The organism is Pseudomonas sp. UBA3149, assembly GCF_002364655.1.
GTDB lineage: Bacteria > Pseudomonadota > Gammaproteobacteria > Pseudomonadales > Pseudomonadaceae > Chryseomonas > Chryseomonas luteola.
Window position 1 is genome coordinate 61,246 of the sequence record NZ_DEYV01000032.1, and the last position, 12,625, is coordinate 73,870.

Here is a 12,625-nt window from a genome sequence, read left to right on the forward strand (position 1 = left end):
TGATCATTTAGCTCCGCTCAAACCCTCGGTATGGACTAGAATTTGCGCCTTTATTCCCTCTTGAAGAGACAACTATGGGCGCACAGTGGAAAGCCAAACATAAAGAAGCCGCAGCCAATGCCAAGGGCAAGATCTTTGGCAAACTGTCGAAAGAGATCATGATCGCTGCGCGCTCCGGCCCGGACCCAGACATGAATCCTCGCCTGCGTCTGGTCGTCGAGCAGGCCAAAAAGGCCTCCATGCCTCGCGAAACACTGGAGCGCGCCATCAAGAAAGGCGCAGGTCTTTTGGGCGAAGCGGTCAACTATGAGCGCACCACCTATGAAGGTTTTACTCCCCATCGTGTGCCAGTCATTGTGGAATGCCTGACCGATAACGTGAACCGTACTGTCGCCGAGATTCGCGTACTGTTTCGCAAGGGCCAGCTTGGCGCGTCCGGCTCGGTAGCGTGGGATTTCGATTATGTAGGCATGATCGAGGCAACGCCCGATACGCCAGAAGCTGATCCGGAGCTGGCCGCGATCGAAGCAGGCGCTCAGGATTTCGAGGCGGGTGAGGATGACGCCACCCTCTTTATAAGCGACGCTACCGATATGGACGCTGTCTGCAAGGCGCTGCCAACCCTTGGTTTTACAGTACAGTCAGCCAATCTAGGTTATCGCCCAAAAAACCCGGTCACCGGCTTGAGCGATGCTGAAATGGAAGAAGTAGAAGCCTTTCTGGAAGCCCTGGATGCCCACGATGACGTGCAGAACGTTTATGTAGGTCTGGCAGGTTAAGCCATGCAACCAGGGCGAAAAGCAATTCTTGCCCTTCGCCCTGTGAGATACGTATCAGGCAGCCTTGGGCTGATCAAACAGCATTCGCCCATGGTCCAGGCATTGGTCAACTAGCCATTTGCCGTGAGCAATGGACGCTCTCTGGGCCTGATCCAGTTCGGCCAGGAAGGCATGACTGACCGGAAGCGGCATGCGCCGGGTTACATGCCCGTGCAGGTCGCTTATCCGGCAACCGCCTGCCCAGGGTAAAGGACTGCCTGGATGCTCCATGATTTCAGCCGTAATGACATGATCGCGGTAGGTACATTGCATGGTACTCATGGTCTGATCCTCGCTTTCGAATGGCATCGTCAGGTTCGCACAGGTATGCCCGCTTCGTACAAGTCTTGTCTCAAAGGATAGATGAACGGCGACACAACCCTGTACCGCCATGACCGCCAAGCGCAGAAAAGCACAAAAGGCTTAGTTACTGTCCAACGAGGGCCCTATCAAGCCTGCTAGCTGCTCATATACTCCGGGCGCAGCGACCAGAAGCGGATTCCCTTCCAGCAGCCCTTCGCCACGGAAGAAGTCACTCGACCGACCACCGGCTTCCTTGACCATGACAAGGCCTGCCAGGCAATCCCAGCTGTTGATAAGCGTCTCGTAATAGCCAATCAACCGACCCGCGGCCACATAAGCCGTCATCAACGCCCCGGAGCCGTTGCGGATAAACATCCCACCCTCGTCCAACAGACCGGTCAGGAAAGGAATGAAGTTTTCCTTGCCACGGCGGTGCGTTGTACCTACCCCTACGACTCCTTCACGAACGTGTTGGGCAGCATGGGCCTTGAGCGGGATATCATTGACGAACGCGCCCTGGCCCAGGCAGGCATGAAAGAGTTCCTGATGGTTCGGATCGACGATAGCGCCTAGATAGGGCTCACCGTCAATCATGAGCCCGATGGATACACACCAGCTGTGCAAGCCGTTTACGAAACAGCTGGTTCCGTCGATGGGGTCGATGACCCAGATGCAGCGCGCATCCAATGCTGCAGTACCGTTTTCCTCGCCGATAAAGCCATCCTCCGGAAAACGCTCCGAAAGCTGCGCCCGGATGAAGTCCTCCAGTGTCTTGTCGGCAACACTGACGACATCCTGCAGGTTACCGCCTTTGTGCATTACCGTCAGGCTCGAACGGCGCGCATAGAAGTCCATGCCCAGGCGTGCCGCTTCCTGTGCGATAGCCTTGGCGGCCTCATAGCGTGAATCGATATCGAGGCTATCCGGTGCGCTGGCGCCGGTAACAGTCGTGGTCATGACGGGTCCTTTTCAAAAACATGGTGCAATAATTGGGAGTGCCTAATCTAAGCGCTCCACTGTGACAAATACTGCGCGGCTCGGCATAGGATAAAAAGATGCACTTTAAGCCTAGGCCATGAATGCTGGCAGCAAGACGGACCTTCCAGGCCCATCTACGTATAAGGCAAGCTCAACCCTGGCTATCACCTTTCAGGCCGCGGTTGATCAGCATGGGCTCGATATCCGGTTCATGGCCCCGCCAGTCCCGGTAGACCTGCTCTAGATCGGTGCTGTTGCCACGGGAAAGAACCATGTCGCGGAAGCGTTGGCCGTTTTCAGGAGTAAGGCCGCCGTGTTCTCTGAACCACTCGAAGCCATCATCGGCCAGCATCTGTGTCCACAGATAAGCGTAATATCCTGCCGCATAGCCATTGCCCCAGATATGCATGAAATAGCTGGATCGGTAGCGAGGCGGCACATAACTGAGGTTTATGCGGTCCTTCTCCAGCGCAGCCTTTTCAAATGCGTCAACGTCTTGCTGAGGCGCTTCAGCTGCGATCATGTGCCAGTGCATGTCGAGTAGCGCAGCGGCCAGGAGCTCGGTCATGTCATAGCCCTTGTTGAAGCGAGACGCGTTCTTGATCTTCTCGACCAACTCGGCAGGCATGGGCTTGCCGGTTGCGTAGTGCTTGGCATAGTTGGCGAACACCTTGGGGTCTTCCGCCCAGTGCTCGTTGATTTGCGAAGGAAATTCGACGAAATCGCTCGGCGTATTGGCGCCCGAAATACTGCCGTACATCTGGTCGGCGAACATGCCGTGCAGGGCATGACCGAACTCATGAAACAAGGTTATGACATCGTCCCATGAAAGCAGCGCCGGCTGGCCTGGAGCAGGCTTGGTGAAATTGCAGACGTTATAAACAACCGGCTTGGTGCCCAGCAGCCGGGACTGATCGACGAAGTTACCCATCCAGGCACCGCCACTCTTGTTATCCCGAGCGAAGAAATCGGTGTAGAACAAGGCCATTGAAGAGCCATCCTTGTCGAACACCTCATAAACCTTCACATCCGACTGATACACCGGAATGTCCGTCCGCTCCTTGAACGTAATGCCGTAGAGCGCCTGCGCTGCGTAAAACACCCCATTCTGGAGCACATTATTAAGCTCGAAATACGGGCGAATCTGTGACTCGTCCAGATCGTAACGGGCCTTGCGAACCTGCTCCGCATAATAAGGCCAATCCCAGGCCTGCAACTTGAAGCCGCCCCCTTGCTTGTCGATAACGGCCTGAATATCCGCCGCCTCGCGCTTGGCTCGGGCTGTGGCCGCCGGCGCGATGTCCCGCATGAAACCTAGCGCAGCCTCTGGCTTCTTGGCCATCTGATCCTGTAGCTTCCAGGTCGCATAATCCGGGAACCCCAGCAGCTTGGCCTGCTCGGCTCTCACCTTGGCCAGACGCGCGATAAGCGAGCGGGTATCGTTGGCATCGCCCCTCTCGGCCCGATTCCACGAGGCATCGAGCAAGGCCTTACGCGTATCGCGGTTGGCAAGAGACGCTAGCCAAGGCTGTTGCGTGGTGTTCTGAAGAGTGAGCAGCCATTGCTGGTCCAGATGACGGTCCTGGGCTGCCTGTTCGGCTGCCTTTAGCTCAGGCTCAGAAAGTCCCTCAAGCTGATCCTTGTTGCTGACAGCCAGGGCCCCGTTCTTGGCTGCAGCCAGCAGCCGATTCACAAACTGGGTAGTGAGCGTTGCCGCCTCCTGGTTGAGCGATTTGAGCTGGGCCTTATCAGTCTCAGACAGCCGGGCACCTGCCAATACGAAATGCTGATGGGTAATCTCGATAAGCCGCTTGTCCTCGGATGTCAGATCAAGCGTTTCGCGCTGGTCGTAAACGGTCTGTAGACGGTCGAACAATGTGCTGTTGAGCGTGATCGCATCACCCAGTGCAGCCAGCTTGGGCGACTGCTCTTCATTGATCCGCTGAAGCGTGTCGGACGTATTGGCACCAGTGAGCGCGCTAAAAACTGTCATGACCCTGTCCAGCAGGGCTCCGGCTTTTTCCAGCGCAACGTAGGTATTCTCGAAAGTAGGCGGCTCGGGGTTGTTGGCAATTTGCTCGATTTCAGCCAACTTTTGCCGGATGCCTTCTGTAATGGCGGGCTCGAAGTCCGACTCCTTGATCAGGTCGAACCGAGGTGCCTGAAAGGGCAATGCACTCACCTGAAAAAAGGGATTCGCCTGAAGGGCCGAGCCGTTCTTATCTGCCATGTTGACCTCCTGTACCGTCGTTCCGGCTTCAGTAACAGACTGGGTTTCGTTAGCAAAGGCATAGCTGCCAAGGGACGTACTGATAGCCAGAAACAGCAAAGATAGACGCATTAATGCTTACTCTCCCTATTTTTCTTATTCCATGCAGCCACGACGCGGTCATACAAAATAGCGCGTCACATTGGGCACAGCGTAGTTTCAAATTGGCAGGCGAGTCTTGGCGATTGAACTCGAACAAAACGGTGTAAACCGCAGACCGCAATTTGTTATAAGCAAAGAAACCCGTCTGGGCCGGGCCTTGGGATAGTATCGCCTGCCCAAGGGATGCACTAGTCTTAAGAACTGCCCCTATCGTTTCAGCCTAATGGAAAGCCGCCATGCCTGTACGAGCAGCTACGTCTGAGGATGCCTCTGCAATCGCCATGATCCATATCGAATCTTGGCGCGCCGCCTATCAAGGCATCATGCCTCAGGTAGTGCTGGATAACCTCCAATACGAGTCCAGATATGCCCATTGGAAAGCAAGACTGGAAGCGGAAAATGCTCCGATATGGGTTGCTGAGCGCAGCGGGTCAGTAGCCGGCTGGATGGCGTGCGGCCCTGACCGTGATTGGCCGGAAGAGGCCTCCAGGCGAGAAATTCATGCGATCTACATAGCCCCACGACACTACCGTACCGGCCTCGGAACGGCGCTGTTACGGCATTATTTCTCTTCGCTGGAGTTGCCCGCTGTTAGCTGTGTATCCCTCTGGGTATTACAGGACAACCTTGCAGCAATGGCTTTTTATCGACAGCACGGCTTCGACCATACAGAAGCCCATAAAACCCTATCAAGAGGTGGGGTCGACCTGACCGAAGTGAAACTGACCAAGCGGCTTATCTGACGTGACCCTTGAAATATCTGCTTTCATTTAAATCCTGCCGGTATTCCGGAGCCGCGGTAGCGTACGCGTTTCGCTGAACCTCACGCTTTAAGGAAACGGCTCATGTTCAAGACGCTTTTTACGGCGTTGGTCACGGCTGGCTGCGTGTTCAACGTTTTATCTGCCCAGGCTGCAAGCAACCTGGTCTACTGTTCGGAAGGCAGTCCAGCAGGATTTGACCCCGGCCTGTACACAGCGGGAACCGATCATGATGCTGCGGCCAGTACGTTGTTCAACCGACTGGCCGATTTCGAGCGAGGCGGCACCAAGGCCATTCCTTCCCTTGCAGAGCGTTGGGACATCAGTGAAGACGGCAAGACCTATACCTTCTTTCTACGGCAGGGCGTGAACTTCCATACGACGGACTATTTCAAACCGACCCGCCCCTTCAATGCCGATGACGTCCTGTTCACCTTTCAGCGCATGCTGGATAAAGAGCATCCGTTCCGCAAGGCCTATCCCAGCGAGTTCCCCTACTTTACTGGCATGAGTCTGGACAAGAATATCGCCCGGGTTGAAAAGGTGGACGAGCATACAGTTCGCTTCATGCTAAATGAGCGCGACGCTGCTTTTGTGCAGAATTTGGCGATGCGGTTTGCCGGTATCCATTCAGCCGAATATGCCGACCAGCTGCTCAAACAGGGCAAGGCTGAACAGATCAACCAGAAGCCTATCGGTACCGGCCCCTTCGTCTTCAGTCGCTACCAGAAAGATGCCATGATCCGTTTCAAGGGCAACAAGGATTACTGGCAACCGGGACAGGTCAAGCTCGACAACCTTATCTTCTCGATTAATACCGATTCTGCCGTGCGGGCTCAAAAGCTGCGCACAGGCGAATGCCACGTCAGCGTTTACCCTAATCCGGCGGATATTGCCTCGCTGGAGAAAGACCCCAACCTGAAGGTCATGAGTAGCCCTGGCTATAACATTGGCTACCTAGGCTATAACGTTCAGCATCCGCCACTGGACAAGCTGGAAGTCCGCCAGGCGCTCGACATGGCGATCAACAAGCAGAACATCATTGAAGCCGTTTTCCAGGGCGCAGGGCAGCTTGCCGTTAACGGGATGCCGCCCAGCCAGTGGTCCTACAACGAAACGATAAAGGATCTGCCGCGCGACCCGGTCAAGGCCAAGGAGCTTCTCAAGCAAGCTGGCGTCAAAGAAGGCACAAAGATCACCTTATGGGCTATGCCGGTCCAGCGGCCGTATAACCCGAACGCGCGCCTGATGGCCCAGATGATCCAGAACGACTGGGCCAAAATTGGCATTAACGCCGAGATTGTGACGTACGAATGGGGCGAATACCTCAAGCGCGCCAAGAGCGGCCAGCAGGACACCATCCTGGTGGGCTGGACAGGCGACAATGGTGATCCAGACAACTGGCTGGGTACGCTGTATGGCTGCGATGCGATTGGCAGCAACAACTACTCCATGTGGTGCGACAAAACCTACGATGACCTCGTGAAGAACGGCAAGCGTGTCTCCGATCAGGCCGAGCGGACCGAGTTTTACCGTCAGGCTCAGGTGCGCATGAAGGAACAGATCCCCAATACCCCTATCGCCCACTCCACGGCGTTCATGCCCATGCGCAAGAATGTGCAAGGCTATGTAATGAGCCCGCTGGGCCATAACGCTTTCGTTGGGGTCAGCGTTGACTGATGTCGATACGGCGAGCCGTTAATCGCTCGCCGTGTCGCTCGCGGTAGGTAAATACGTCGGTTCGGTTTTATCATGACGGGTTGCTGCAAGAGATCATCATGAGCCGAGCCGATTTTCATCAAGCACATGCCACACAAGCCGTTGCCGAGGCACAGCGCCTGCTCTCCAGACGAGACGAAATGGGCGCACGCTGGCTACCCTGGGTCGCTACTGAGCTCTATGGCCTCAGCCCCACTGAGTACGCCTCGATGGTGAGGCGTGCCTTGGAGCAGCTGGCCGGTAATACGCCCAATACCTGAATGCTATTTGTCCTCAAAGAGCTATGAGCGAACTGCAGTACGGCCTCCTCTCACCTGAACTCCGCCCGCTTATCGACAAGTTTTATCGCGTCCATGGCAGCACCATGCGAACCGCCAGAGGCGATGACGTGCGCTATTGGGTAGCCCGGCGACAAGGCATTCTCGGTGTCCTGAACCTTAGTCCCATCGAACAGGGCTTTTGGCTGACGGGCCTCTTCGTTTCACACGAGGAGCGCGGTCAGGGTATTGGTGGCAGATTGCTGGAGCATGCCGTAAACCATGCGGCATCGCCTGTCTGGCTTTTCTGCCACCCCGAACTCGTCCCTTTTTACCAATCCAGTGGATTTCAGACACTAGCATCCTTGCCTGAGTCGCTTAGCGATAAACTCCGGCGCTATCAGCAAAGCAAACCCTTGATAGCCTTGGAATACAGCCCGTCGTGATTGCCTTCTGATTCATGTTTCGGTCACATGATAAAGCTATGTTGAAGAAGTATATTACGGCTGCGGCAGCCTCTTGCCCGCACAGTCGCCCTGCTATCCGTTTCGCGCAGATGGAAATTTCTTTGCCAGCCTTGAAGCAAAACGGTTGGCTTCGGGTCTTAAGACCATATAGTCCAGACGCGCGCCAGGAGGCCCCATGACTTCGCACCCCCAGCTCCACGGTACCGGTTTTCTCCTTTTGCTAAAGCGTCTGGTCTCCAAGCGCACCTTCGAGGATATTGATCGCCAGCTTGAGCAACTAGGTACCGAATTCCCCCTGTTCGACCACCCGCCACTGAACATCGACCAGGAAGGCGCAGAAAGCCTTGAAGGGCTTGGTATCCGGGCGTATCAGTTCCAGGTCATGAGTTGTCACCAAGGTAAAATGGGTTTGGGTGCCGCCTTGATGAAGCTGGGCTTTACTCCCGTTTCGAGCACTCCTGAACAGACGCTGTATCGCAACGAGGCGGGTGAAAAACTGATGCTGCGCATGCAGTCCGAATTTGGCGGTGTGCTGCTCAATCTGGTCACGGACTCACCCGCCCTACTGGCCTCCATTCATGCACAAAAAATTGCACCGCCAGCTCCCTGGCAGGCATTTCCTACGGTCGATGTGGGTTGCATGGATACGCTACAAGGCGAGCTGGCGTTCTGGTGGAGCCAGCACTGGACGCCTTACTGGAGCCGCCTGGATGAAAACGAGCGTCTTCAGTACCTGCAACTCAACAACGTGCCCGCTGTCTGGAAAGATTTCCTTTCGCTACACGCCTAAGCCACCCTACCCTGCCTTGCTGCTTGACGAGAACCTTTTCGCTCAAGCAGCGCTTGCTCTGTTGGCAAAAACAACACGCCAATTGACGCCCTCTCGTGAAACGTCTACAACACATCATGTTGTACGACGACATATGACTACCGTGTTTCCTTCATATTTGAACGAGATCCATAGTCATCGCGTGCGACAGCTCATTCCGCATCGCTTACAACAACAAGGAAATGCTCATGCGAAACATCAAGCTGATTGTTGGCTTTTTATATCTTTTCAGTAGCTATGCCATGGCCGCCACGTCTTCGGATGAAACGGCGGTAGCTGAGGCCGTGGACAAGCTTACCCAGGCCATGTGGCACAAGGATATTGCCAGTCTGAATGCCCTGACGGCCGAAAATCTTACCTATGGCCATTCCAGCGGCAATATCCAAGATAAGAAAGCATTCATTGCGGATATCGAAACAGGCAAAAGCGCATTCAAAGAGCTGAAAATGCTCAACCAGAAAATCACAATGTCGGGTGATGTGGCCCTGGTTCGCAATCATTTCTCTGCACAAGCCATCAATAGCGGCAAGTTGACGCCTACTGAAATTGAAAACTTTCAGATCTGGCAAAAACAGAACGGAGAATGGCTGTTGATCGGCCGTCAGGCTTTCCGCTTCTAACCAAGCACCTGCCGCTTCCCCGCTACGAAGCGGCAGAATCAATCACCTGATCCGTTAGTCAAACACAGATCAGACACGACTGGCTTAAAACTGATCTTGAATACACTTCCCTACATTGGATGTGCTGGCTGGAGCCTGCCGCGTTCACAGTGGCCCGACTTTCCGGCAGAGGGCACCCACTTGCAGCGCTACGCTGCCCGCTTCAATACCGTTGAAATCAACTCATCGTTCTATCGCCCTCACCAACCGGCGACCTACGCCAAATGGGCTGACTCGACGCCAGAGGGTTTTCGCTTCGCAGTAAAGGTCCCCAAGCAGATCACTCACATTCAGCGCCTCGCTCACAGCGGAGCACTGTTGAACGGCTTTCTGTCGGAGTGCAATCACTTGGGAGAGAAACTGGGCTGCCTGCTGATCCAGCTTCCTCCTTCACTGGCATTCAAGGCAGAACTTACCCGTGACTTTCTGGGGGATCTTAGGGCTCGCTACAACGGACACGCCGTTCTTGAACCCCGCCATGCCAGCTGGCAACGTGATGATGCCCAGTCCATGCTGATGGCTTATCGAATCGGCCAAGTAGCTGCCGATCCCTCTCCATTGGCGAACGGCAACATGCCCGGTGCATCGCCGGAGGTGGTCTACTACCGCCTTCACGGCTCGCCCCAGATCTATCACTCCTCCTATACCCATGATGCCCTTGCGTCTCTGGCCCAGACCTTGGCACATCATCATGGACGGAGCGTTCCCACATGGTGCATTTTTGATAACACCGCCAGCGGCGCAGCCGTACCCAACGCACTGGACATGCAACGTCTGCTTGCAGGCTGATGGCGTATGCCGACCGCCGGACCTTTTGAAGGCGAACCCTTGGTTATCCACTTCCCTCTAAATCAGAGAGGTAGCGAGCCGCCCTGAGAATCGTAATGCCTTTGCAGGCCAGCCATGAAAATTCGATTTATTTCCAGCAACACGCGAAAGATTGAAGAAGTCTCTCACCTGCTCGCCAAAACGCGAATCGAGATTGTCCCCCTACCAGATCAAAATCGATGAACTGCAAACCGAGGATGTGTGCCAATTGATCAGCGACAAGCTGCTCAAAGCCTTCCGCCTCGTTGGGAAGCCTGTATTCGTTGAACACACCGGGCTTTACATCAAGAGCCTGAATGATTTCCCTGCTGGCCTTACACAGCTCTTCTGGGACAAGCTACTGGCAGAACGCTTCTCTTCCGTCATAGGCGGCCTTGAAGATCCTTCAGCCGTGGCCAAGACGCTGATCGGCTACTGTGACGGTCGCAAGAAATACTTCTTTGAGGGCGCCGTTCCTGGACGAATCACAGAGCAGCCGGCCGGTGATAGCAGCTTTGAATGGGACTGTGTGTTCATGCCTGATGGCCTTGATCAAACCTTCGCCCAGCTGGGACCACGCAAGCATGAGTATTCCATGCGACGGCAGGCGCTGGAAAAATTTGTCAGCTTTATCGAGGAGTCCTGAAAATGGAAAGCCTCAAGGACGCTTACCGTAGCAATCGGCTGATCCTGTTCGTAGGGGCTGGGGTGTCAGCCAACCTTGGCTTGCCGCCTTGGAAACAACTGATCGAAGAAGTTGCCGTCCAGCTGGATTATGACCCAGACGTCTTCAACACCTACGGTAATTTTCTTGCACTAGCCGAGTATTACCGTATCAAGAAAGGCAACATCGGTGCGCTCAGAAGCTGGATGGACCGGGAGTGGCATAAAGATATCGATATCATGGCATCAGAAATACATCGGCTGATCGTACAAGGCCGGTTCTCAGCGATCTACACCACCAATTACGACCGCTGGCTGGAATATGCCCACGATGCCTATCAGCGAGAGTACATCAAGATCGCCAATGCCAGCGATCTGGCCAAGGCGCAGGACAACATTAGGCAGATCATCAAATTTCATGGGGATTTCGACGATGACTCGTCGATTGTGCTGGCCGAAACAAGCTATTACGAACGGCTTCAATTCGAGACGCCGCTCGATATCAAGCTGAGAGCCGACACACTGAGCAAAGCCGTTCTGTTCATTGGTTACAGCCTTTCGGATACCAATATCCGGCTGCTCTTCCATAAGCTTTCAAAGATGTGGAGCAAGTATGAGCCCTCCGGCGTCAGGCCCATCTCCTATGTCTTTTCCCATATGCCCAATCCGGTACAGGAAGAGATCCTGAGCCAGTGGGGCATCCGCATGATTTCGTCAGACCATGACGATCCCGGCCATGCCCTGACGTGCTTTCTCAAGGAGCTGGTCGATTCCTGATGAAGCAGGCATCCATGCCCCTGCCCTTACAACGAGCGAGCGTACTGACCGCGGCCGAACATGCGGTCATAGTCATCCGGTGTGGCTTCTGAACGCGAGGCCACGCCTTCCGCCTGAATCTCCTTGGTCATCTCGACCAGTCGAATGGCAGCAGGTCGCTTTGAAATCTCGCCCAACCAGCGTGTCAGATGGGTATAACGCTCATGGGGTAAGCCAAGGAACTCGAGAATGGCCATCCAGGGATACGTCGCGATATCGGCAATCGAATAGGTATCGCCGCCCAGATAAGAATGAGTAGCCAGACGCTGGTCGATAAGCTCAACCAGGCGCAGCGCCTCAGTGGTATAGCGCGAGCGCGCGTACTGGGAGACTTCAGGCTCGAAGCGCGTAAAGTGAACATACTGGCCGAACATGGGGCCGACTCCAGTCAACTGGATCATCAACCACTGCATGACGTCATAACGTGCCGTACCGTTTGCAGGCAGAAACTTCCCCGTCTTCTCAGCAAGGTACTGCAGGATTGCACCCGACTCGAACACACGATATGGCTCCCCGCTCGGTCCGTCAGGATCGATCAACACAGGAACCTTGCTGTTCGGATTGAGTGCCTTGAAGGTATCGGTGAACTGTTCCCCCTTCCAGACATGTACATGCTTGAACCGGTAAGCCAGTTGCAGCTCCTCCAGCATCAGCACCACTTTCAGGACATTGGGACTACCCATGCCATAGAGTTCAATCATTACGTTTGCTCCTTATCAGGTCCGTTCGCCACAGCCTTGGACAATGCTGTACATCAGTCAGAAAAAAGGGGTATCGGACAGTTCTGCTCGCTCATCAGGAGAGTTGAAAAATGCCTCCTGTCGCTCACTCAGAACGTTAGCCATTCGGCAAACCTCTGAATAGATAGCGGATGATTACCTACAGAACCCGTTGTCCTATTTGCCGGAGAAACCTGCATGGTTGATGTCGATAAAATCCCTGTTCAAGCGGACGTACTAGGCTCCGATGGTCAACACGTCGGCAAGGTGTATGACATTGTGGATCGCAATAAACTCAAGCTTGAGCGAAGTGATCCAGATGCTCAGGGGCAATATCACCTGATTCCTCTGGAATGGGTGGCCCGCGTAGACGGCGCTACCGTCCACTTGGCACGAACATGCGAAGAGGCACAGCGGGATTGGCAGACGGGATAAGCAGGAATCTGAAAAGCAAAACG

14 protein-coding genes and 1 pseudogene are annotated in these 12,625 nt (G+C 54.7%); 11 read left to right on the forward strand and 4 right to left on the reverse strand.

Going from position 1 to position 12,625, the window contains the following annotated elements; genetic code table 11:
• Window positions 1-74 precede the first annotated feature (74 nt).
• On the forward strand, window positions 75-779 hold the full coding sequence (locus B3729_RS19885) for a YebC/PmpR family DNA-binding transcriptional regulator (protein ID WP_074824271.1): 705 nt from the start codon (window positions 75-77) through the stop codon (window positions 777-779).
• 54 nt (window positions 780-833) lie between these two features.
• On the opposite strand, the gene B3729_RS19890 is transcribed toward B3729_RS19885, so the two are convergent.
• The 3 genes from B3729_RS19890 to dcp form a co-directional block, all read right to left on the reverse strand.
• Window positions 834-1,100, reverse strand: a complete 267-nt coding sequence (locus B3729_RS19890; protein WP_122044769.1) for a hypothetical protein — start codon at window positions 1,098-1,100, stop codon at window positions 834-836.
• Window positions 1,101-1,241: 141 nt separating this feature from the next.
• A complete protein-coding gene (locus tag B3729_RS19895; protein WP_286788781.1) occupies window positions 1,242-2,078 on the reverse strand; it encodes an inositol monophosphatase family protein in 837 nt (278 codons plus the stop codon).
• Window positions 2,079-2,250: 172 nt separating this feature from the next.
• Window positions 2,251-4,440, reverse strand: a complete 2,190-nt coding sequence (gene dcp, locus B3729_RS19900) for a peptidyl-dipeptidase Dcp (protein ID WP_286788782.1) — start codon at window positions 4,438-4,440, stop codon at window positions 2,251-2,253.
• Between the two features lie 266 nt (window positions 4,441-4,706).
• On the opposite strand from dcp, the gene B3729_RS19905 reads away from it, so the two are divergent.
• The 9 genes and pseudogenes from B3729_RS19905 to B3729_RS19945 all read left to right on the forward strand — a co-directional run bounded on the left by B3729_RS19905 (window position 4,707) and on the right by B3729_RS19945 (window position 11,409).
• Window positions 4,707-5,213, forward strand: coding sequence for a GNAT family N-acetyltransferase (locus B3729_RS19905; protein ID WP_122042335.1), 507 nt, complete (start codon window positions 4,707-4,709; stop codon window positions 5,211-5,213).
• Window positions 5,214-5,315: 102 nt separating this feature from the next.
• Entirely contained in the window at window positions 5,316-6,911 is a 1,596-nt protein-coding gene (locus tag B3729_RS19910) for an ABC transporter substrate-binding protein (RefSeq protein WP_010794692.1), read from the forward strand.
• Window positions 6,912-7,009: 98 nt separating this feature from the next.
• The gene (locus tag B3729_RS19915) at window positions 7,010-7,210 is read left to right on the forward strand and encodes a hypothetical protein (protein WP_286788783.1); all 201 of its coding nucleotides are present in this window, start codon (window positions 7,010-7,012) and stop codon (window positions 7,208-7,210) included.
• A gap of 23 nt (window positions 7,211-7,233) precedes the next feature.
• Window positions 7,234-7,653, forward strand: a complete 420-nt coding sequence (locus B3729_RS19920) for a GNAT family N-acetyltransferase (RefSeq protein WP_286788784.1) — start codon at window positions 7,234-7,236, stop codon at window positions 7,651-7,653.
• Between the two features lie 196 nt (window positions 7,654-7,849).
• Window positions 7,850-8,464, forward strand: coding sequence for a hypothetical protein (locus B3729_RS19925; RefSeq protein WP_074824253.1), 615 nt, complete (start codon window positions 7,850-7,852; stop codon window positions 8,462-8,464).
• A gap of 227 nt (window positions 8,465-8,691) precedes the next feature.
• Window positions 8,692-9,123: a nuclear transport factor 2 family protein gene (locus B3729_RS19930; RefSeq protein ID WP_286788785.1), complete on the forward strand. Its 432-nt coding sequence runs from the start codon at window positions 8,692-8,694 to the stop codon at window positions 9,121-9,123.
• A 90-nt stretch (window positions 9,124-9,213) separates the two neighbouring features.
• Window positions 9,214-9,951: a DUF72 domain-containing protein gene (locus tag B3729_RS19935; RefSeq protein ID WP_409438627.1), complete on the forward strand. Its 738-nt coding sequence runs from the start codon at window positions 9,214-9,216 to the stop codon at window positions 9,949-9,951.
• 114 nt (window positions 9,952-10,065) lie between these two features.
• A pseudogene (locus tag B3729_RS19940) lies at window positions 10,066-10,615 on the forward strand (non-canonical purine NTP pyrophosphatase).
• A 2-nt stretch (window positions 10,616-10,617) separates the two neighbouring features.
• Window positions 10,618-11,409: an SIR2 family protein gene (locus tag B3729_RS19945; RefSeq protein WP_122042331.1), complete on the forward strand. Its 792-nt coding sequence runs from the start codon at window positions 10,618-10,620 to the stop codon at window positions 11,407-11,409.
• 26 nt (window positions 11,410-11,435) lie between these two features.
• Here the strand turns inward: B3729_RS19945 and B3729_RS19950 are convergent, their stop codons facing one another.
• Entirely contained in the window at window positions 11,436-12,149 is a 714-nt protein-coding gene (locus tag B3729_RS19950; protein WP_286788787.1) for a glutathione S-transferase N-terminal domain-containing protein, read from the reverse strand.
• A 216-nt stretch (window positions 12,150-12,365) separates the two neighbouring features.
• Between B3729_RS19950 and B3729_RS19955 the strand changes: the two genes are divergently transcribed.
• Window positions 12,366-12,602, forward strand: coding sequence for a DUF2171 domain-containing protein (locus B3729_RS19955; protein WP_074824233.1), 237 nt, complete (start codon window positions 12,366-12,368; stop codon window positions 12,600-12,602).
• The last annotated feature ends 23 nt before the right edge of the window (window positions 12,603-12,625 follow it).

What these genes read in the sequence shown, in the direction of transcription:
- B3729_RS19890 (WP_122044769.1), bottom strand. Translation starts at nt 1,100, where the DNA reads ATGAGTACCATGCAATGTACCTACCGCGATCATGTCATTACGGCTGAA.
- B3729_RS19945 (WP_122042331.1), top strand. Translation starts at nt 10,618, where the DNA reads ATGGAAAGCCTCAAGGACGCTTACCGTAGCAATCGGCTGATCCTGTTC.
- B3729_RS19905 (WP_122042335.1), top strand. Translation starts at nt 4,707, where the DNA reads ATGCCTGTACGAGCAGCTACGTCTGAGGATGCCTCTGCAATCGCCATG.
- B3729_RS19885 (WP_074824271.1), top strand. Translation starts at nt 75, where the DNA reads ATGGGCGCACAGTGGAAAGCCAAACATAAAGAAGCCGCAGCCAATGCC.
- B3729_RS19925 (WP_074824253.1), top strand. Translation starts at nt 7,850, where the DNA reads ATGACTTCGCACCCCCAGCTCCACGGTACCGGTTTTCTCCTTTTGCTA.
- B3729_RS19920 (WP_286788784.1), top strand. Translation starts at nt 7,234, where the DNA reads ATGAGCGAACTGCAGTACGGCCTCCTCTCACCTGAACTCCGCCCGCTT.
- B3729_RS19955 (WP_074824233.1), top strand. Translation starts at nt 12,366, where the DNA reads ATGGTTGATGTCGATAAAATCCCTGTTCAAGCGGACGTACTAGGCTCC.
- B3729_RS19950 (WP_286788787.1), bottom strand. Translation starts at nt 12,149, where the DNA reads ATGATTGAACTCTATGGCATGGGTAGTCCCAATGTCCTGAAAGTGGTG.
- B3729_RS19930 (WP_286788785.1), top strand. Translation starts at nt 8,692, where the DNA reads ATGCGAAACATCAAGCTGATTGTTGGCTTTTTATATCTTTTCAGTAGC.
- dcp (WP_286788782.1), bottom strand. Translation starts at nt 4,440, where the DNA reads ATGCGTCTATCTTTGCTGTTTCTGGCTATCAGTACGTCCCTTGGCAGC.
- B3729_RS19910 (WP_010794692.1), top strand. Translation starts at nt 5,316, where the DNA reads ATGTTCAAGACGCTTTTTACGGCGTTGGTCACGGCTGGCTGCGTGTTC.
- B3729_RS19895 (WP_286788781.1), bottom strand. Translation starts at nt 2,078, where the DNA reads ATGACCACGACTGTTACCGGCGCCAGCGCACCGGATAGCCTCGATATC.
- B3729_RS19915 (WP_286788783.1), top strand. Translation starts at nt 7,010, where the DNA reads ATGAGCCGAGCCGATTTTCATCAAGCACATGCCACACAAGCCGTTGCC.